Origin of the sequence: Rothia nasimurium, from assembly GCF_928381705.1 — a bacterium.
Lineage (GTDB): Bacteria > Actinomycetota > Actinomycetes > Actinomycetales > Micrococcaceae > Rothia > Rothia nasimurium_G.
This window is the reverse complement of the sequence record NZ_CAKMSR010000001.1, coordinates 314,833-335,410: the sequence shown is the minus strand read 5'-3', so window position 1 is coordinate 335,410 and position 20,578 is coordinate 314,833. Positions and strand designations below refer to the sequence as shown.

19 protein-coding genes are annotated in these 20,578 nt (G+C 60.8%); all 19 read left to right on the top strand.

Annotated features, from left to right (window positions below; translation table 11 throughout):
* The first annotated feature begins 67 nt into the window (after positions 1-67).
* The 19 genes from L6762_RS01605 (at position 68) to L6762_RS01515 (ending at position 20,405) form a co-directional block, all read left to right on the top strand.
* Positions 68-1,183, top strand: coding sequence for a zinc-dependent metalloprotease (locus L6762_RS01605; RefSeq protein ID WP_237185245.1), 1,116 nt, complete (start codon positions 68-70; stop codon positions 1,181-1,183).
* Positions 1,183-2,376, top strand: coding sequence for a tRNA lysidine(34) synthetase TilS (gene tilS / locus L6762_RS01600; protein ID WP_237185244.1), 1,194 nt, complete (start codon positions 1,183-1,185; stop codon positions 2,374-2,376). Before L6762_RS01605 ends, tilS begins: the two co-directional genes overlap by 1 nt.
* Positions 2,377-2,459: 83 nt before the next feature.
* Positions 2,460-3,011, top strand: coding sequence for a hypoxanthine phosphoribosyltransferase (gene hpt, locus L6762_RS01595; RefSeq protein WP_237185243.1), 552 nt, complete (start codon positions 2,460-2,462; stop codon positions 3,009-3,011).
* 213 nt (positions 3,012-3,224) lie between these two features.
* On the top strand, positions 3,225-5,318 hold the full coding sequence (ftsH, locus tag L6762_RS01590) for an ATP-dependent zinc metalloprotease FtsH (protein ID WP_272878674.1): 2,094 nt from the start codon (positions 3,225-3,227) through the stop codon (positions 5,316-5,318).
* A complete protein-coding gene (gene folE, locus L6762_RS01585; protein ID WP_237185242.1) occupies positions 5,318-5,884 on the top strand; it encodes a GTP cyclohydrolase I FolE in 567 nt (188 codons plus the stop codon). Before ftsH ends, folE begins: the two co-directional genes overlap by 1 nt.
* Before the next feature lie 6 nt (positions 5,885-5,890).
* A complete protein-coding gene (gene folP / locus L6762_RS01580) occupies positions 5,891-6,784 on the top strand; it encodes a dihydropteroate synthase (RefSeq protein WP_237185241.1) in 894 nt (297 codons plus the stop codon).
* 267 nt (positions 6,785-7,051) lie between these two features.
* Complete coding sequence (gene folB / locus L6762_RS01575) at positions 7,052-7,462, top strand: dihydroneopterin aldolase (RefSeq protein WP_237185240.1); 411 nt, start codon at positions 7,052-7,054, stop codon at positions 7,460-7,462.
* A complete protein-coding gene (gene folK, locus L6762_RS01570) occupies positions 7,452-7,958 on the top strand; it encodes a 2-amino-4-hydroxy-6-hydroxymethyldihydropteridine diphosphokinase (protein WP_237185239.1) in 507 nt (168 codons plus the stop codon). The genes folB and folK overlap by 11 nt, the downstream gene beginning before the upstream one ends.
* On the top strand, positions 7,955-8,482 hold the full coding sequence (locus L6762_RS01565; RefSeq protein WP_237185238.1) for a DUF3180 domain-containing protein: 528 nt from the start codon (positions 7,955-7,957) through the stop codon (positions 8,480-8,482). Before folK ends, L6762_RS01565 begins: the two co-directional genes overlap by 4 nt.
* 83 nt (positions 8,483-8,565) lie before the next feature.
* Entirely contained in the window at positions 8,566-9,123 is a 558-nt protein-coding gene (locus L6762_RS01560; RefSeq protein ID WP_237185237.1) for a PH domain-containing protein, read from the top strand.
* Positions 9,124-10,779 (top strand): PH domain-containing protein, encoded by a 1,656-nt coding sequence (locus L6762_RS01555; protein WP_237185236.1) that lies wholly within the window; start codon positions 9,124-9,126, stop codon positions 10,777-10,779. It begins immediately after the preceding gene.
* Positions 10,779-11,483, top strand: coding sequence for an ABC transporter ATP-binding protein (locus tag L6762_RS01550; RefSeq protein WP_237185235.1), 705 nt, complete (start codon positions 10,779-10,781; stop codon positions 11,481-11,483). The genes L6762_RS01555 and L6762_RS01550 overlap by 1 nt, the downstream gene beginning before the upstream one ends.
* Positions 11,477-12,853: a hypothetical protein gene (locus L6762_RS01545; protein WP_237185234.1), complete on the top strand. Its 1,377-nt coding sequence runs from the start codon at positions 11,477-11,479 to the stop codon at positions 12,851-12,853. Before L6762_RS01550 ends, L6762_RS01545 begins: the two co-directional genes overlap by 7 nt.
* Positions 12,854-12,905: 52 nt before the next feature.
* Positions 12,906-13,808: a Rossmann-like and DUF2520 domain-containing protein gene (locus L6762_RS01540; RefSeq protein WP_237185233.1), complete on the top strand. Its 903-nt coding sequence runs from the start codon at positions 12,906-12,908 to the stop codon at positions 13,806-13,808.
* A 90-nt stretch (positions 13,809-13,898) separates the two neighbouring features.
* Complete coding sequence (gene panC / locus L6762_RS01535) at positions 13,899-14,765, top strand: pantoate--beta-alanine ligase (RefSeq protein ID WP_423817074.1); 867 nt, start codon at positions 13,899-13,901, stop codon at positions 14,763-14,765.
* Between the two features lie 97 nt (positions 14,766-14,862).
* A complete protein-coding gene (gene lysS, locus L6762_RS01530; protein WP_237185284.1) occupies positions 14,863-16,320 on the top strand; it encodes a lysine--tRNA ligase in 1,458 nt (485 codons plus the stop codon).
* 351 nt (positions 16,321-16,671) lie between these two features.
* Positions 16,672-16,869 carry a hypothetical protein gene (locus L6762_RS01525; RefSeq protein ID WP_237185231.1) on the top strand — a complete coding sequence of 66 codons (198 nt, stop codon included), beginning with the start codon at positions 16,672-16,674 and terminating at the stop codon, positions 16,867-16,869.
* Positions 16,870-17,071: 202 nt separating this feature from the next.
* Entirely contained in the window at positions 17,072-17,425 is a 354-nt protein-coding gene (locus tag L6762_RS01520) for a histone-like nucleoid-structuring protein Lsr2 (protein ID WP_237185230.1), read from the top strand.
* A gap of 361 nt (positions 17,426-17,786) precedes the next feature.
* Positions 17,787-20,405, top strand: coding sequence for an ATP-dependent Clp protease ATP-binding subunit (locus L6762_RS01515; protein ID WP_237185229.1), 2,619 nt, complete (start codon positions 17,787-17,789; stop codon positions 20,403-20,405).
* The last annotated feature ends 173 nt before the right edge of the window (positions 20,406-20,578 follow it).

Genomic DNA, 20,578 nt, shown 5'->3' with positions numbered 1-20,578 from the left:
AGATGGGACCCTAGGAGAATCCGATGCAGGTGATGGGAGGTTCTGGGGCGGGGTAGAGTGGGTTCCCATGAAGCTCAACTTCTCCCTGGCCCATAAAATTGCAGGAACTTTGGCCCCGGCTGGCCCTCGCGCTGAGGTCGCTGCCAAACGCAAAGCGGTTGAAGAGATGCGCTACGCCGCCACAGCCGCCGTCGATCATGTGCACGCTATTACCCAGCTAGCTGCCGCTGAGAACCTGCACGATTCTGAACTGCTCATTGTTGACCGTGCCACCTGGGTTAAAGCCAACACCCAGTCCTTTGACATAATCCTGGGGCCTGTTGCTGAGCGGGTGCTAGGTGACCGTCTCGCCAGGCTCTCTGGTACTGAGAAAACGGTGACAGAGATGGGTGGGGCCGCAGAAATTGGGGGCGTGCTGGCTTTCCTGTCTACCCGCGTCCTGGGCCAGTACGACCCCTATGCGGCGCTTGCCGGCCACGGGGCACCCGGTGGCCGCCTGATGATTGTGGCTCCCAACCTGATGAAGCTGGAAGAAGAGCTGAACCTCGACCCGGCTGACTTTCGCCTCTGGGTGGCCCTGCACGAGCAGACCCACCGGGTACAGTTTGCCGCTGCCCCCTGGTTGCGTGACTACCTGCTTGACCTGATGCACCGGCTGGGGCGGGAGCTGGGGGCGACCACCGATAACCTACCGGAGCGTATCGCCACAGCTGCCAGTGGCGCTGTGCGGGGCATGAAGAAGCAGGAGGCGCCGGGGGAGAGCGCTGAGACAGCCCGCCCCGCGGGCGCTGCCCTGCTGCTCAGCGATGAGGGCAAGGACCTGCTGGATTGCATCACCGGCGTTATGAGTCTGCTCGAGGGCCACGCCAACGTGGTGATGGATGCGGTTGACTCCTCGATTGTTCCCTCGGTGAAGACCATCCGCCGCCGTTTTGAGCGCCGCAGCCAAACCCAGGGTTTCTTCCCCCGCTTTATGAGCAAGCTGCTGGGCATGGATGCCAAGATGGCCCAGTACAAGAACGGCCAAAAGTTCGTGCAGGCCGTGATCGACGAGGTGGGTATGGAGCGGTTCAACCGTATCTGGCAGGCCCCCGAGAACCTGCCCACCGTGGCAGAAATTCATGCCCCCGCTCGCTGGATTGAGCGGGTCCTGGGTGAAGAGCTAGAGGAAGAGAGCAAGTAGTGCAGGGCCGTAAAACTCGTTTGAACCCGGTGGTGGGAGCTGCCCGCCGCGAGGTGGCACGCGTGCTGGATCAGGTATTTGGGGCAGGGACGGTGGCCCCTACCGGTTCGTCAGGACGCCCTGGCCCAGGACCGGAGACCCAGCAGGTTCCTCTGGTCTTGGCTGCGGTGTCGGGCGGCCCCGACTCGCTGGCCCTGGCGGTTCTTCTGGCCCACTTTAACCGGCGCCAGGACGTACGCGTGGGTGCGGTGGTGGTGGACCACCAGCTTCAGGGCGGCTCAGCCCAGGTGGCTGAGCGCACCGCCCAGATTCTGCGGGAGCTGGGTCTTAGCCCGGTGCTGGTAGAAACCGTGACCGTTGAAGAGGGTAAGGAGGGGCCCGAAATGGCGGCCCGTACCGCCCGATACGGTGCTTTCGCCCGGGCGCTGGCCGCAACCGGGGCGGACGCCGTTGCCCTGGGCCACACCCTCGACGACCAGGCCGAAACCGTACTGCTGGGCCTGGCTCGGGGCTCTGGCACCCGTTCCCTGGCGGGTATGCCCGTGGACCGCACCGAAGACCACCCCGCCGGCCCTGTACGGGTCATCCGCCCCCTGCTCACCCTGCGCAGGTCAGACATCGAAGAGATCTGCGCTGATGCGGGCCTCACCCCCTGGCAGGACCCCACCAACACCGACCAGTCGCTCATGCGCGCCCGCGTGCGCCACAGCGTCCTGCCCTACCTTGAAGAACACCTGGGCGGCGGCGTAGCTGTATCCCTGGCCCGCACCGCGACCATCGCCGGTGCGGACGCCGACTACCTGGCGTCCGCCGCCCAGCAGGCCCTGCAGGAGGTACTGGTGGGGGCGGACGAGCTCGTCCTGGCTGGGGCTGACACAGCGAGCAAGCTTGGGGTAGAGCATGGTGGGGAAATGGTTTTGCTTAACCGCGCTGCGCTCACTGCCCTGCACCCGGCCCTACGCACCCGCGTCCTCGCCCTTGCCCTTGAAGCAGCCGGGGGTATCGCCCCGGGCTTTGAGCGCTTAGCGGCGCTGGACGCCTTTGCTGCCGAACACTCCGTGGCAGGTCCCCTGCAACTGCCCGGGCACATTTCGGCCTACCGCCGCCGCCCCGGCGCTACCATTACCCGGGCAGGTCAGAGCTATAACCTCAAGAAAACCGGTCTCATCGTTTTACTCAAGACCACCCCATAAACCATACTTAAAGGTGAACACGCGCTTTGCCCCATCACCGGGGCAGGGCGCAGAACCTTTGAACCAGCAGAAAGCGATCAACCGTGGACGCACTCGACGTACAGAACGACATCAAGCACGTTCTCTTCACCAAGGAAGAAATCGACGCCAAGATTAAGGAACTTGCCGCCCAAATCGACAAGGACTACGAAGGCCGCGACGTACTGCTGGTCGGCGTACTCAAGGGCGCCATCATGGTCGTAGCCGACCTCTCCCGCGCCCTCAAGGCCCACTACACCATGGACTGGATGGCAGTTTCCTCCTACGGTTCAGGCACCAAGTCCTCCGGCGTCGTTCGCATCCTCAAGGATCTTGATACCGACCTGACCGGTCGCGACGTGCTCATTGTGGAAGACATCATCGATTCGGGCCTGACCCTCAAGTGGCTCCAGCAGAACCTGGTCTCCCGTGGCGCCAACTCGGTCGAAATCTGCACCCTGCTGCGCAAGCCCAAGAGCGTCAAGACCGATGTTGACGTCAAGTACGTCGGCTGGGACATCGAACCCGAATTCGTCGTCGGCTACGGCCTGGACTTCGCCGAGCGCTACCGCAACCTGGACTGCATCGTCACTCTGGCCCCCCACGTCTACTCCTAAACAGCGAGCACGCGTCAGAGAGCCCTGGCAGACTCCCCTCCGCCGGTGCTTTAGCCCTGAGGTGAAAACCTTGAGGCATTAAGCGAGTACCCAGCAACTTTAGGTACATTAGATAGGTCTAGGCCCACCTGCACCCACCGCCGGGTGCTGGGGCTACCTTTGTGCGGGGCGCACACGGCGCCCCGCCCCGTTATTTTTGTGGAAGGCGCGGCTGTGCAGAATACGGATAACACCTCTGACCCCAAGAAAAAGGGGTTCTTCAGCAAGCTCATCTCAGGGCCCTGGTTCTGGGTACTGCTGGCAGTTCTCATTGCTGTGCCCATGATCTTCGCAAACTCTCTGGCAGCCTCAACCCGCGTTGATACCAACGTGGGTATCGGTCTGCTCAATGACGAGAAGGTCGTCAGCGCCAAAATCTTCGACGGTGACCAGCGCGTAGACCTGGAACTCAAAGACGATTACGTGAACCCTGCCGGTGAAAACCAGGGCAAGAATGTAAGTTTCTACTACGTTCAGCCCCGCGCCACTGACGTTGTCGCGGCCATGGATAACGCTAACCTTGAGTCCTACACCGATCAGCCGGTGCAGACCAACTGGTTCACCTCCATGCTGTCCTTCATCCTGCCCTTTGTGATTCTGGTGGCCCTCTTCTGGTTCCTGATGTCACGCATGGGCGGCGGCAGCAACCAGATTATGAACTTCTCCAAGTCACGCGCTAAGAAGTTCAACAAAGACAACCCCACCGTGCGCTTTGCCGACGTTGCCGGTGTTGACGAAGCCCTGGCAGAACTCGAAGAGGTGCGCGAATTCCTGGCCGAACCTGAAAAGTTCACCCGCCTGGGCGCCAAGATCCCCAAGGGCGTACTGCTCTACGGCCCTCCCGGTACCGGTAAGACCCTGCTTGCTAAGGCCGTAGCCGGTGAAGCCGGCGTCCCCTTCTACTCCATCTCCGGCTCCGACTTCGTTGAAATGTTCGTGGGCGTGGGTGCCTCCCGTGTGCGCGACCTCTTCAAAGAAGCCAAGTCCAACAAGGCCGCCATTATCTTCGTCGACGAAATCGACGCCGTCGGCCGCCAGCGCGGCGTCGGCATGGGCGGTGGCAACGACGAGCGCGAGCAGACCCTCAACCAGCTACTGGTTGAGATGGACGGCTTCGACGGCACCTCTAACATCATCGTTATCGCGGCAACCAACCGCCCCGACGTGCTTGACCCGGCCCTGCTGCGTCCTGGCCGCTTCGACCGCCAGGTCGGTGTAGACGCCCCCGACCTCAAGGGCCGCCAGCGGATCCTCGAGGTGCACGCAACCGGCAAACCCATCGACCGCCGCGTTGATCTAGCCTCCGTCGCCAAGCGCACCCCCGGCTTTACCGGTGCTGACCTGGCCAACGTCATGAATGAAGCCGCCCTGCTCACCGCCCGAGACGGCGGTAACGTCATCGACGAACGCGCTATCGACGAGGCAATCGACCGCGTCATGGCAGGCCCCCAGCGATCCTCCCGCATCATGAGCGAGCACGAGCGCACCGTCACCGCCTACCACGAAGGCGGCCACGCCCTGGTTGCAGCTGCCCTGCGCAACTCAGCACCCGTCACCAAGATTACGATTCTGCCGCGCGGCCGCGCCCTGGGCTACACCATGGTCATGCCCCAGGACGACAAGTACTCCACCACCCGCCACGAACTGCTCGACCAGATGGCCTACGCTATGGGTGGCCGCGCCGCCGAAGAGCTGATCTTCCACGACCCCTCCACCGGTGCGTCCAACGATATTCAGAAGGCAACCGATACCGCCCGCAAGATGGTGACCGAGTACGGCATGAGTGCCAAGGTCGGTTCAGTTCGACTTGCAGCTAAGGAATCTGACCCCTTCCTGGGCGGCGGTGCTGGCGGCGGCAACAACTTCTCCGACGAGATGGCCTACCTGGTTGACCAGGAAGTCGCAGCCCTGCTGGAGCAGGCCCACGACGAGGCCTACGAGATTCTGCGCGATAACCGCGACGTACTCGATGCTCTCTCCCTGGCCCTGCTTGAGAAGGAAACCCTGCTCGAGAACGACCTGGCAGAAATCTTTGCGGGCGTGCGCAAGCGCCCCGAACGCGACCACTGGTACTCCAAGGCCAACCGCGAACCCTCAGCCCTGCCCCCGGTCAAGGTGACTAAGGCAGAGACTGACGAGACCCCGGTTGCCGAGGAGCCCATCGTCCAGCAGCCCACCGTTGACCCCATGGATCCCGGTAACCCCCACCCCGGTGCCGCAGGCCCCGCAGGTAACCCCGATGTTGACCCCCTGGGAGGTCCCCGATAATGGCAGTTGACCAGCCCCGTATCGAGGCAGCCGTCCGTGAGATTCTGCTGGCTATCGGCGAGGACCCCGATCGTGACGGCCTACTCGATACTCCGGCCCGTGTGGCCCGTGCCTACGATGAGATATTTGCCGGTCTGCACCAGAGCGCCGGAGATATTCTGGGTACGACCTTCGACATCGACCACTCCGAGCTGGTTCTGGTCAAGGATATTCCCTTCTACTCGACCTGCGAGCACCACTTGGTGCCCTTCTTCGGGCACGCCCACATCGGTTATATCCCCGGTGGTGACGGCAAGGTAACGGGTCTGTCGAAGCTGGCCCGCCTGGTGGATGTCTATGCTAAGCGCCCCCAGGTGCAGGAGCGTCTGACCACCCAGGTTATTGAGGCTCTCGAAGAGCATTTGCAGCCCACCGGCGCGATTGTGGTGATTCAGGCTGAGCATATGTGCATGTCCATGCGCGGTGTGCGCAAGCCCGGGGCGAAGACGGTGACGAGTGCCGTCCGCGGGGCCTTGCGCGACCCCGCCACCCGTGCCGAGGCAATGAGCCTAATCAACGCTTCCTGATTTCTCATGACTCTTCCCCACGCGCACGGATCCTACGACAACCTGCCGACCGACCGCACCCTGATTATGGGTATTCTCAACGTCACTCCCGATTCCTTCTCTGACGGGGGTCTGCACGCGGACGCCGCCACGGCAGTTGCGCACGCCAAGGCCCTGGTTGCCCAGGGGGCAGACATCATCGATGTGGGAGGGGAGTCCACCCGTTCCGGCGCTACCCGGGTGCCGCTGGCTGAGGAGCAGCGCCGCGTCCTGCCCGTCATAGAAGCTTTAGCTGCTGAAAATATCGTCATGTCGGTTGATACCCTCAACCCCGAAACCGCCCGCGCCGCTGTGGCAGCTGGTGCCCACATCATCAACGACGTTGCCGGCATGAACCTGCGCGAAGACATGATTGAGACTGTCGCGGAGCTGGGTGTGCCCTACATTCTCATGCACTCGCGCGGTACCTCCATCACCATGGACTCCCAGGCCGTCTACACCGATGTTGCCGGTGAGGTCTTTAGCGAGCTCTTTACCCTGCGCGAGCGGCTCATCACCGGGGGAGTGGCTCCCGAGCAGATCATTCTGGACCCGGGCCCCGGCTTCGCTAAACAGGGGGAGCAAAACTGGCAGATTTTAGCGGGTCTGCAGGCCCTGGCAGCTGGGGGACACCGGGTGCTGGTGGCTGGTTCCCGCAAGCGCTTTATCGCCCGGCTTTTGCAGGATCAGGACGCCGCAGCCTCCGGCCTGCCGGTAGAGCAGGTTACTGAGCGCCCGGCTACTGAACGGGATGTTGCCAGCGCAGCCCTTTCGGTGATGGCGGCTGAGGCAGGAGCCTGGGCCGTGCGCGTCCACAATGTGCAGGCGACCGCCGACGCCCTGGCCGTGCGCGCAGCCTGGCGGCAGGCGTCCGCCCGCTAGCGGTAGCTGGGCTGTAGCCGGGTGCGACACAGAAGCGTCATAAATGAAAATGTCTTTGTGACTTTAAGCGCTTTAGAGGTTGTACTTTAGGCCCGCTTAACTACCGCTTTTTCCAACAAATGCCCGGGTGAGGCTGTCTTTAGGTATGTCTAAGGGCACACACAGCGGTCACCGGGCAGTGCCCTCAGGGCGTGGATAATGGCTACAAAGCACCGGCGCTTCAACCCTGAACTACCACCGGTGAACCAGACTCGGTGAAAGGTGACCATGCACGATCACAGCTCATCGTCGGGCCAACGAGATTACTCCCGTACCGACCGCATTACGCTCACTGGCGTGGGTAGCGTGGGCTACCACGGCGTGCTCGACTCTGAGAAGCAGACCGGGCAGCCCTTCTTCGTCGATATCACCATGTTCACGGACTTCACCCAGGCTGCCGCCACCGACAACGTCGCGCACACCGTCAACTACGCCGAAGTAGCAGAGGTAATCCGCGAAATCGTAACCGGTGAATCCCTCGACCTCATCGAAACCCTGGCCGAGCATATCGCTACTGCTGTGCTCGAGAAGTTCCCCCTGCTCGCGGTTGAACTAACCGTGCACAAGCCCAAGGCCCCTATCGAGGTGACCTTCGCTGATGTGTCGGTGACGATTTTTAGGGAGAAGCATGCCGGTTAAAGCGATCCTTGCCCTGGGCTCTAACCTGGGCGATAGCGAAGACACCCTCATCAAGGCGATTGGTGATATCTGCTCCCACGAGAAAATCGCGGTAACCAAGATTTCCCCTATCGCTATCACGGCACCAGTAGGCGGCCCGGCTGGCCAGCCCGATTACGCCAACATGGTGGTCGAGATTGAGACCAGCCTGCGCCCCTTCCTGCTACTGGAATACACCCAGCAGATTGAGCAGAAGCACCACCGCACCCGCGACGTCCGCTGGGGCCCGCGCACCCTCGACATCGACATCATCGATATCGCCTCACTTGAGATGGACGACCCCGACCTCACCCTGCCCCACCCGCGCGCCGCTGAACGCGCCTTTGTTCTGGAGCCCTGGGCCCGCATGGACCCCTCAGCCCTGCTCCTCGGCTCATCAGTACGCCAGCTGGCAGATGACGCAGCGGATGCCGGTGGCATCCGCGAGTTCCACCCTGCCCCGGTGGTCTGCGCGTGAAACTGCGAAGCCGGGCCCTTGCACTCTTAGCGGGTGTAGGCGTTGCAAGCGGGGCGGTCCTCAATCTCCTGAGTATTCAGTCAGGCGGCCCCGAGCTGTCCCTGCCCGCCCTCACTCTGCTCGCTGCCCTCATCCTGGCAGGTCTGGCCCTCTACTTCGCCCGGCAGGTCTACCGGTATAGCCGGGTGGAGACCCGTAAGAACGCCGGTTCCATGAACCCCCTCATGGCCGCCCGGGTTGCTGTCTTCGCCCAGGCCCTGGCCCTCACTGGCGCCCTGGTCGGCGGCTGGCAGGTAGCGATTGTGGTCTACCAGGTGGGGCTGGCGTCCGCCCGGGCCACCGCCCAACCTCTCATCGAGAGCCTGCTTGCCCTCGCCGGCGGCCTGGTGATGCTGGTTGCCGGTATCGTCGCCGAGAACTGGTGCAAGGTACCTCCGGGGGATGAGGACGCCGGTGGTGGGGTCGGCGGGGCCCGCCCGCAGACCGGTCCCCTGGCTCGCAATAAGCCGGACTCTTCTTCCTAGCCGGTAAGGTTTAGGCAGGCTTTCCCTCCGTGCCATAATGGTGTAGACCACAGTTTGATACGGATACGTAACGAGAGAGCACCATGAATGAGCCGCAATTTACACCTACCCTGCCCCCACTCGACCTGGATGGCCTGGGCAAGCAGACTATAGATCTGCCCGAGGTCAGCTGGAAGCGGGTCTCGCCCAAGTACGTTCGGGTTAAGCTCATTACCTCTTTGATCTGGTCTCTCATTCTGTTGGGGCTGGCCTCCCTGCCTCTGATAATGACCCTCCTGGTCAAGAGCTGGAACTGGGCGCCCTGGGCCTACTGGGGTCTGTTCGGTCTGGTGCTGATCTGGCGTCTGTGGGCTCTGGTGCTGGTCAAGCGCCGGGTGCAGGCAATCGGCTACAGCGAACGCGCTGACCACCTGCTCAAGCGTTCTGGCCTGCTCTTCCGCTCGGTCACCGCCGTGCCCTACGGCCGTATCCAGTACGTCGATGTTTCCTCCGGCCCCCTTGAAAACGCGCTCTCCCTGGCCAGCGTCGAGGTAAAAACCGCGGCGAACAGCATCACCATTCCGGGCCTGGCCAAGAACGATGCTGACCAACTGCGCGAGGTTCTCACTGACCTGTCGGACGCCAGAATGGCGGGCCTCTAAATGAGCGAACAGGTACCCACTTCAGAATCCCCGGCTGTTTCCACCGATATCACCGCCCGCGAAGAAGCCGCCCTCACCTGGCGCCGAGCCCACCCGCTCTCACCCCTGGTACGGGCCTGGCTGATTATCGTCGTTTTCATCTACACCATCGCGAACAACCTGGTTGACGACCTCTTCACCGGCGAAGAACCCCTTGACCTGCGCGAACTTGGGCAGAGCGGCCCGCCAGATACCGTCTTTCTCTCCTGGACGAGCATCTTCGGGGGCTTCTGGTTCCTGGGAGTGCTGGCCGTCTTCTTCCTGCTCCTTTTGCTGCCCTTTCTCTCCACCTGGTTCTTTTACCGTTTTGCCGTGGATGACCGCAATGTCTACATCAAGAGCGGCATGCTCTTCAAAACCGAGCGCAAAGCCCGGCTGGACCGTGTGCAGTCCATCGACGTGAACCGCCCGCTCATGGCCCGCTTACTGGGCTTAGCTGAGCTTAAATTCGATGTAGCAGACGGTGATTCCTCAGCCCTGCGCGTCCAGTTCCTCAAGTACTCCGAGGCCCGCTCCCTGCGCGAGCAGCTACTGGCTCAGGTACGCACCCTCAAGGCAGGGTCAGAAACCTCCCCGGCGGCGTCCGCCCCTGTTGACCAACCTGCCCACCGCGATATTGCAGACCGCCTGGGTGACCACCTCACTGAGAATTTTCTGGGGGTTAAGGATGCCGGCGAGCAGCTGATTGTCAAGGTACCGGTAGCGCGGTTATTAGGGTCCATGGTGCTGAGCCTGGGCTGGCTTGTGGGTCTTCTCTTCCTGCTGAGCTTGGGCGGTCTCATGCTCTGGGCAGAGATGTCCTTGGGCGCTATATTTGCCTCGAACGCGGCTGTTATCCTGGCTATCGTCTCGAGCACCTGGAAGCGCTTTAACACCGGTTTTAACTTTTCACTCTCTACCAGCCCGGACGGGCTGAAAACCCGCTTTGGCTTTACCGATACCACCACCCAGACCCTACCCGAGGGGCGCGTTCAGCGTATTTCGGTGGAGCAGCCCCTGCTCTGGCGTATAACCGGCTGGTACCGGGTCAAGGTGACCCTGCTGGGCAAGACCGGCGACCAGGGCGAGTTCGCCGGGGAGCTGCTCCCTGTGGGCATCCTTGATGACGTGATGCGGGTGCTACCCCTGGTGGTGCCGGCCCAGCAGGACGGTGGTGTTTCGCCTGCCCAGCTCATGGCCGGTTTGGCAGGTAGCGGCGCAGAACAGGACTTTACGGTCTCCCCGGCGTCCGCCCGCTGGTTTGACCCCCTGACCTACCGCCGCAACGGCTTCGCGGTAACACCCCTGCTCCTGCTGGTGAGGTCAGGTCGTTGGGTGCGCCGCCTCTCCTTTGTTCCGCACCTCAAGGTGCAGAGCCTTGAACTGAGCCAGGGGCCCCTACAGAAGCGGGCTGGGCTAGCTCACCTGTCGTTGCGGGTTGCCGGGGGAGCCCTGTCTACCGCAGTGCATAACGCGGACGCCGAGGTCGCCCGCGCCCTGACCGTCCGTCTGGCCCAGCTGGGGGTTGCACCTGCGCCGGTGCCGACATCTGCGGAGGCCGGGAAAGTCTCCGGTACCTCTTCGCAGCTCCCGCCCTACGAGCTCCTACCTCTGCCCGATACTGAGATAGGAAACTGATGGGTTTACCTACAAAGGTTCCTGCGCTTCAACTAAATCAGGGGGCCAAAGCCTTTGACGAAAATGTTATTTTCTCTGGTGCTTCTGTCATGCTGGAGCCAGGAGTGTATTACACTTTGACTGGCCCTAACGGTTCCGGTAAGTCGACCCTCATGAGCTGTCTTCTTCTGCATCAGGATTTAACCGAAGGGCAGGTGCTCATCGATGGAGTACCGGTGACCTCTGCGTCTGAGGCCTTCCGTTTACAGGTTTTTGGGCTCAACGACGCGCTGGGGTGGCTTCCCGGCCTAACCGTAGGGCAGCATCTTGAAATACTGGCCGATGAAGGCCCTAAGATCGCTCAAAAGCTGGGCATGACTTCTTCTCAGCGTATGAGCGTGCGTCAGGCGCTAGGAGAACTTGGAGTACCCCAGGCTTATGACAGAGAACCACACACCCTGAGCTCTGGCCAGGAGCAACGCTCCCGCCTTGCGTCCTTATTGCTCCGTCCTGCCCGTTACTACTTTTTGGACGAGCCAGAAAAGCGTCTTGATACTGCTGGAGTGCAGTGGATTGCTCAGTGGGCGGAGTCTACAGTCTCTGCTGGGGCAGCGGTTTGTATAGCCACACATGACCCGGCGCTTAACGCGTTGCCAGGAACTAAAAATTTGGTGTTTCCGTTGGAGACTGATGGGCTTGGTCTAGGGGCCGAGAACGCATGGTAGCGCTCAGGACGCTGGGGTACCGGCTCGGTGCGGTCTATAAGGTATTTTTCTACCTGGTTTTCTGGCTTGCTCTTGCAGGGTCATTCAGCGTCTCCCTGCGTCAGGTTCGAGGCTCCTACCTATATTTCACATTAGAAGATTTCCAAGCGCCCGGTTTCTTTATGGGCGGTCTGCTGATTGCAGGAGCTGGGCTAGTCTGGCTCTTTTATCAGTTGGGACCGCTGGCTTACTCGCCGGCTGAACTCTTTTGGCGTTACTCTGGACTTTCATATCCCAGCCGTAACCCCTGGCATTTTCGGGCTATATGGGTTGCTTTAGGCGCGTGGGCCCTGCTCTCCGTAATGCTAGCGACTATCTTTGCGCCGCTCTCGGTGACTTGGTTGGTGGGAACGGCGCTGGGCGCTGTAGCATTTGGGGTGCTTATGCTGCACGGTGTGGCTGCGGCGCAGCTACTGGGACGGCTGAAGTCTCTTTTGGCTTGGGCAGGTCTGGCAGCGGTTACGGGTTTTCTATTGCTCATCGCTACGACCACCGACTCAGTCGTAAGTGCAAACGTTGCTTTAATTTACGGTCTTGGAGCGCTTGTTCTGTTCCTCGGAATACTTGGAACGCTTGTGCTCGTTATTTCAGCTCAGAATAGTCCTCTGGAACGGGTTGCTGCTACTCAGGGGTTTGGGAGAAGTACGCTGCTTCTATACGCCGTCCGTAATCTCAGCGGAGCACAGGGTTACCGCTACTATGGTGGGCAGAGCGGTACCTTCCGCAGAAAACTTGTGAACTCCCGTTCTTACCTTCTATCGCTGGCTGCTTTAGCTGATAGCCTGGCCCCGCTCGTTCTCATTACCCTACTGAGTATCCCTCTGGGAATCTTTGTGGGGGTCGGTTTCGGAGCATCTGGCATCGGTATCGTAACGATTGTAGGTGTCTGGTTGATTGCCTTCTTCTACCGCTGGCTACCGCGGGAATGGTCAGCACAGCTGCCTCTTCGGCAGTGGCTTACAGCTCCTTATTTTTCAACCTTGTTGGGGTTTATCGTGGGCGCTGGTGTTGCTACGGTCATCTATGCCGTGGCAATGACCATCATCTTTCAGCTTCCGGGCACTATTACGGGCGCTGCTCTCTTTTTCGGGATTGCCGTGGCACTAGGAGAGACTGACCCTCTACAGGAATACGACTATAGCCTTGTCGTTGCCCTACCGTCGGGATTAGTAGTTCCGGTTCAGCCTCTGGTAGCTGCGGGTACCGTTGCTTTTCAGATTGGGGTAGTTGCGCTGGCTGTTTTTAGTGGCACTATTCAAGGGCTACTTATCCCCCTAGCCTTCTGCCTGTGGCGTCTTGGGCAGCACTACAGTAAAGGCCGTACCCGGTAAGAGACGGCCCCCGGTAAACTAAGCAGGCAGGACGCAGACAGAAAGGTGCCCCGTGCAAACCAGCAACCATCTTAAGCCCGCCCGCCTGGGCATCGGCGTGATATCAGCAGGCAAGGTGGGGGCCGTGCTCGGCGCAGCCCTCCGTGCCGCTGGGCACCTGATCACCGGCGTCCATGCCGTCTCAGAAGCCTCCCGTACCCGGGCTGAGGCTCTGCTCCCCGGCGTCCCCGTCTCCACCATCCCAGAGATCATTACCACCAGTGAAGTGGTGCTCCTGGCCGTACCCGACGACGCCCTACCCGACCTGGTCAAAGGTATAGCCGAAACCGATGGCTGGCGCCCCGGGCAAATCCTCATCCACACCTCAGGGCGGCACGGCACCTCCGTCCTTGCTCCCGCCACCGCTCAGGGAGCTATCGGCCTCGCCATCCACCCGGCCATGACCTTCACCGGCCTCTCCCTTGACCTGCCCCGCCTAGCCAACACCAGCTTCGGCGTCACCGGCCCAGCCCCCTTCACCCCCATCGCCCAGGCCCTGGTCGTTGAGATGGGGGGAGAGCCCGTCCTCATCGCCGAAGGCGACCGCCCCCTCTACCACGCAGCCCTCGCCCACGGATCCAACCACCTGGTCACCATCACCGGCCAGGCCCTCCAAATCCTGGCCTCCATCGGCATCGAGAACCCGGCCCGCTACATCGAACCGCTCCTCAGAGCCTCCCTCGACAACGCCCTCGCCAACGGCGATAGCGCCCTCACCGGCCCCGTCGCCCGCGGAGACGCCCACACCGTAGCCGCCCACGCCCAAACCCTCGCCAGCTACGCCCTCGAAGAAAACGCAGACGACATCAAGGCCGCCTACCTGGCCCTCGCCCGCGCCACCGCCGAACGCGCCCACAGCCGCGGAGCCCTCACCGATGAGAGCTACCATGCTGTGCTTCAAGCGCTCGCCGGGTAAACTGGGAGGGCGCAAAACACGAAAGGACCCCTCACCACCGTGACGAGTCAAGCCCCTATCGCACACACCATCACCGATCTTGGCAACGAAATGCTCCTGGCCCTCACCACCGCCAGCCGCCGCCGAGACACCGGTGAAACCCCCGCCGCAGAGAAGCCCCTCACCGTAGGCTACGTCGCCACCATGGGTGCTCTGCACGACGGGCACGCCACCCTCATTCGCCGCGCCCGTGAACAAAACGATGTTGTGGTGCTCTCCATCTTCGTCAATCCCCTCCAGTTTGGGCCCAACGAAGACTACGACCGCTACCCTCGCACCCTCGAAGCCGATGCCGCCCTGGCAGCTGAAGCTGGCGTCGACGTCATTTTCGCCCCCACCGTTGAAGACATGTACCCCGGTGGCGACCCCAAAATCACCGTGGTCTCCGGCAAACTGGGCACCCTCTTTGAGGGTAAGACCCGCCCCGGCCACTTCGACGGGGTGCTAACCGTGGTCAATAAGTTCTTCAACATCCTCAAGCCCCTGGTCGGGGAGGCTAATCTCAACGCCTACTTCGGGCAGAAGGACGCCCAGCAGCTGGCCCTCATTCAGCGCATGGTCAAGGACTTCAACCACCAGGTGACCATCAAACCGGTGCCCGTGGTGCGCGCGGACGACGGGCTGGCCCTCTCATCACGCAACCAGTACCTGAGCGCTGAAGAACGCGAAGCAGCCCTGGTTCTGTCCCGAACCCTGGCCACCCTGCGCGAAAAGTACATCACCGGTAGCTTCACCGCTGAGGATATCGCCCAGGCCCGCGCCACTATCGACAGCACCGACGGCGTACGCCTGGACTACCTAGAAGTGGTCGATACCGACACCTTCGAGGCCCCCCAGAATGAACAGGCACGTGTGCTAGCGCTCGTGGCAGCCTACGTTGGCTCCACCCGCCTCATCGATAACATGGAAATTAACTAAGACCTCTACACCCAACCTAAGAACAGGTACATCATTGACTGAACAGGGCAACACCCCCGCAGAAACCACCGGCTTCGACCACGGCGTCTCAGAGCAGATGCAGATCCGCCTCGAAAAGCGCGCCAAGCTGCTTGAATCCGGGCGCGAAGCCTACCCCGTGGGCGTCCCCGTCACCCACACCATCACCGAAATTCGCGAAAAGTACGACGGTACGCTCGAAGCTGACCAGACCACCGGTGACATCGTGGGTGTCGCCGGACGCGTGGTTTTCGTCCGCAACACCGGCAAGCTCTGCTTCGCCTCCCTTCAGCAGGGCAACGGCACCCGCATCCAGGCCATGATTTCCCTGGCCAGCGTAGGCGAAGAATCCCTGGCAGACTGGAAGGCCCTGGTTGATCTGGGCGATCACGTCTTCGTCAAGGGCGAGGTTATTTCTTCCCGCCGCGGCGAGCTCTCCATCATGGCCGAAGAATGGCAGATGGCATCCAAGGCCCTGCGCCCCATGCCCAACCTGCACTCCGACCTGAACGAAGAGACCCGCGTGCGCCAGCGCTACCTCGATTTGATGGTGCGCGATGAAGCCCGCGACCTGGTGATCAAGCGCGCCAAGATTACCCAGACCGTGCGTAACGTCCTGAACGACCACGGCTATATTGAGCTGGAGACCCCCATCCTGCAGCTCATCCACGGTGGCGCAGCAGCCCGCCCCTTCGAAACCCACCTGAACGCTTTCGACCAGCCCATGACCCTGCGCATCGCTACCGAGCTCTTCCTCAAGCGTGCTGAGGTCGGTGGCCTGGAACGCGTCTACGAAATTGGCCGCGTCTTCCGCAACGAGGGCGTAGACTCCACCCACAGCCCCGAATTCACCACTCTGGAATGCTACGAGGCCTATGCCGACCAGTTCGTCATGGCCAAGCGTATGCAGGAAATTATCATGGCCTGCGCTGACGCCGTAGGTGTACACCAGATTGAAACCGAAGCAGGTACCATCGACCTCACCGGCGAGTGGAAGTGGCTGGGTGTCTACCCCGGTCTCTCTGAAGCTGTAGGCGTTGAGGTCACCCCCGCCACCACCGCAGAAGAACTGCGCGCTATCGCCGAGAAGCACGAGGTTCCCGTTGACCCCAAGTGGGACGCCGAGAAGCTAGTCGTTGAGCTCTTCGGCGAAATCGTGGAGCCCACCCTGATTAACCCCACCTTCGTCTACGACTACCCGCCCTCAGCCCAGCCGCTGGCCCGTCAGCACCGCTCCGAGGCCAACCTGATTGAGGCCTGGGACCTGATTATCGGCGGTATGGAGCGAGGCACCGCCTTCTCCGAGCTCATTGACCCCGTGATTCAGCGTGAGCGCCTCACTGAGCAGTCCAAGCTGGCTGCCGGTGGCGATGACGAAGCCATGCAGCTCGACGACGACTTCCTGCGCGCCCTTGAATACGGTGCGCCTCCCATGGGTGGCCTGGGCCTGGGCATCGACCGCCTGATTATGCTCTTCACCGGTGTAGGCATCCGCGAAACCATCCTCTTCCCGCTGATGAAGCCCGAAGCCGAGTAAAGCGTCCTCACGCCCCTCTAGCCCGCCTGGCAGCCTGCCGGGCGGGCTTTTTCATGTCCTGTTTGCCAGTTACCTGGGGTAGATTGGAGGAAGTGTATCTGATGTGTTCAAAGGGCTTCGCAGGCTCGCGCTCATGAAGCCCAGCAGATTCCGAGCGAGCGAGGAAATAAATCTGCGGGCGGAATAGGCGTAAGCCTGACCCTCACGCCCCGCCTTGCGGCGGATTTCGTTCGCTCTTGCGTGCTCGCGCGCTCGCACCCGCTCACTTCATCGGAGCCAGCAGCTTCGCTGCGAGCCTGCTACAGCCATTGTTTCGACAAGTCTTGTAAACCCGAGAAAGGTAGAGAAGAGATGGAATTCCTGATTGGCCTGGTTCCCTCCATAGGTGCGGGCCTGGTGCTTTATTTTATTTTGCGCTGGATGAACCGCGCTGACCGCACCGAGCGTGCTGCCCGCCGGGATATCGAAAAGGACGCCGAAACCTGGTACCGCTCTGTAAAAAACGCAGAAGGAACACGGGATCCTTTTGGAACATCAGAAACTAAATAAAAGTCTTTTTGTTCTCTGAAGCGTGACTTTATTTCCTTTTTGAGAAAAGAATATGTACTATTTATTTTAGTCATCAAGGGTGACTAACTCGATTGCGTACCCCACAGAAAAGGGTAGAAGGCGGATATTCCCTATACGTCTCCCTGCCCAAAAACGCGGTTGAGTTCATATTCCCTAAACAGCCTCATCCAAGGAGAAAATAATGGCTCAGAAGGTCAAGATTATTCTTGAAGACGATCTCGACGGCGGCCCCGCAGAAGAAACCGTACGTTTCGGTCTCGACGGCGGCCAGTTCGAAATCGATCTTTCTAGCGCTAACGCTGCCCGCCTGCGCGACGCCATCCGTCCTTTCGCAGCTAAGGCCCGCCGCGTCCAGGGTGCCCAGCGCACTCCCGGCCGCCCCGCAGGCTCACGCACTACCGCTAAGCGCAACCCCGAAATCGCTGAAATCCGTAAGTGGGCCCAGGAGAATGGCCACGAGGTTTCCAACCGCGGCCGTATTCAGCAGCATATTCAGGACGCCTACTACAAGGCTATGGGCAAAGAAAGCAAGTAAATAATCTTCTTCTTGTCTCTATGAGGCGGAACCCGCTGAGCGGGTTCCGCCTCAATTATTTATAAGCGGCCTATAAAACATGCGTGTAGAAGAAAAATTGGGTGATGTTTCGGCAGGTCTTATCGAGTAAATGAAGCTTATTCAATAAGTGCGGGTGAAGCATGCTCACAGCGAAGCTGCTGGCTTCGGGGCTGGCGTGAATCGCTTGTGAGCGTAGCGAACCGGCGAGAGGGTCGGCAGTGAGCGTGAGCATGCGGAACCCTGATAAATAAGCCCCATTCATTCCGTGGCGAACAGGGCCCCGCGGGCGCAGAAACGCGCGTAATCTTTTGGGTAATAGTAAGTTTCCAAGGAGTGTTCAATGTTTGAACGGTTTACCGACCGCGCCCGTCGCGTCATCGTGCTTGCCCAAGAAGAAGCACGCATGCTGAACCACAACTACATCGGTACCGAACACATTCTGCTCGGTCTGATTCACGAGGGTGAGGGTATTGCGGCTCGCGCTCTTGAGTCGCTCGGTATTAATCTCACTGCCGTGCGTGACCAGGTGCAGGACATCATCGGTTCTGGCCCGCAGGCGTCCAGCGGTCATATTCCCTTTACCCCGCGCGCTAAGAAGGTTCTTGAGCTGTCGATGCGCGAGGCTATCCAGCTGAACCACGGCTACATTGGTACTGAGCACATCCTGCTGGGTATGGTGCGCGCTAATGAGGGTGTGGGTAACCAGATTCTGACCAAGCTGGGTGCTGAGCCCGCTAAGGTCCGCCAGACCGTGATGGATTTGATTTCTGGCTACCCCGGCAACAACAACGGTGAGGGCGGCAAGGAGACCGCCGGTGTGGGTGCGGGTAACTCCCGCGAGGGCACCCCGGCTGGGTCTGCCATTCTTGACCAGTTCGGACGTAACCTCACGGCTGCGGCGCGCGAGGGCAAGCTTGACCCTGTGATTGGTCGCCATAAGGAGATGGAGCGCGTTATGCAGGTGCTCTCTCGCCGTACTAAGAACAACCCCGTGCTGATTGGTGAGCCCGGTGTGGGTAAGACCGCCGTTGCTGAGGGCCTGGCTCAGGCGATTGTGCACGGGGATGTACCTGAAACCTTGAAGGACAAGCACCTTTACACCCTGGATCTGGGTTCTATGGTGGCGGGTTCCCGCTACCGCGGTGACTTCGAAGAGCGTATGAAGAAGGTGCTGAAGGAGATTCGCAACCGCGGCGACATCATCCTCTTCATCGATGAGATTCACACCCTGGTCGGTGCAGGTGCCGCTGAGGGCGCTATCGACGCTGCCTCAATTCTGAAGCCCATGCTGGCCCGTGGCGAGCTGCAGACCATCGGTGCAACCACCCTCGATGAGTACCGCAAGCACATTGAGAAGGACCCCGCCCTGGAGCGCCGTTTCCAGCCCATCCAGGTCGATGAGCCCAGCCCCGAGCTGGCTGTTGAGATTCTTAAGGGTCTGCGCGATAAGTACGAAGCTCACCACCGCGTGACCATCTCAGATGAGGCTCTGGAAACCGCCGTTAACCTGGCCCACCGCTACATCTCTGACCGCTTCCTGCCCGATAAGGCTGTTGACCTGATTGACGAGGCCGGTGCCCGCCTGCGTATCAAGCGCATGACCGCTCCGCCTGAAATCAAGGTGCTTGAAGAGCGCATCGCCAAGCTCAAGGGCGAGAAGGAAGAGGCCATCGCGGCTAACGAGTTCGAGAAAGCAGCTGACCTGCGCGATAAGGAGCAGAAGCTGGCTGCTGAGAAGGAAGAGGCTGAGCAGCAGTGGCGCAACGCTGGCGACGCCTTCGGCGAGGTGACCCCCGAGGTTATCGCCGACGTCCTTGCCTTCTCCACCGGTGTTCCGGTCTACAAGATTACCGAGGAAGAGTCCGGCCGTCTGCTCAAGATGGAGGAGGAGCTGCACAAGCGCGTCATCGGCCAGGAGAACGCCATCAAGGCTCTCTCCCGTTCAATTCGCCGTACCCGTGCTGGCCTCAAGGACCCCAAGCGCCCCGGCGGCTCCTTCATCTTCGCCGGCCCCACCGGTGTCGGTAAGACCGAGCTGGCTAAGGCCCTGGCTGAGTTCCTCTTTGGGGACGAGGACGCCCTCATCACCTTGGATATGTCGGAGTACCAGGAGAAGCATACCGTTTCCCGCCTCTTCGGTGCCCCTCCCGGCTACGTCGGCTACGAAGAGGGTGGCCAGCTGACCGAGAAGGTCCGCCGCAAGCCCTTCTCCGTTGTGCTCTTTGACGAGGTCGAAAAGGCTCACGCCGACCTCTTCAACTCCCTGCTACAGATTCTGGAAGACGGCCGCCTGACCGACTCCCAGGGTCGTGTTGTGGACTTCAAGAACACCGTGATCATCATGACCACCAACCTTGGTTCCCGTGAGATGGCCCGCCGTGTACCCGTTGGCTTCCAGCAGGTAGGCGATGACCAGGGCTCCTACGAGCGTATGCAGGGTCGCGTGATGGAATCCCTCAAGGAGCACTTCCGCCCTGAGTTCCTCAACCGCGTGGACGACATCATCGTCTTCCCCCAGCTCTCCGAGTCTGAGATCCTGCAGATCGTTGACCTCTTCGTTGCCCGCCTGGCTAAGCGCCTGGCCGAGCAGGATATGTCCATCGAGCTGACCGATAAGGCTAAGGCTCTCATGGCAGCTAAGGGCTACGACCCCTCCATGGGTGCCCGCCCGCTGCGCCGCGAGATGCAGCGCAACCTGGAAGACCCGCTCTCTGAGAAGATCCTCTTCGGTGAGATCAAGTCCGGTGAGAAGATCACAGTGGACGTTGAGGGCGAGGGTGACCTGGCTAAGTTCACCTTCTCGTCAGCTCCTCTGGGTGAGCTGGACGCCGAGGCTTTTGACAAGGCCTTTGGTGAGGATGAGAAGGAGCTGCCCGCAATCCCCGAAGCTGAGGTAGCTAACGAGACTGCCGAGCAGCGTTTCGAGGCTGAAGAGGCCCGCGAGGCCGACGAGCGCTAAGCCGCTTCTGCAAGCGCAAGCCGCCTGCAGCGTCCTGATACCAAGGACGCCGCAGGCGGCTTTGTGTTGCACCGGGTAGTTTTGTGGTGCGCTAGCTAGTTCTGTGATGCTTTTGTGATGGGCGGTCAAAAATGTAACCAAAGCTTGACCAACCTTTCAGCTTGCACCCAGCT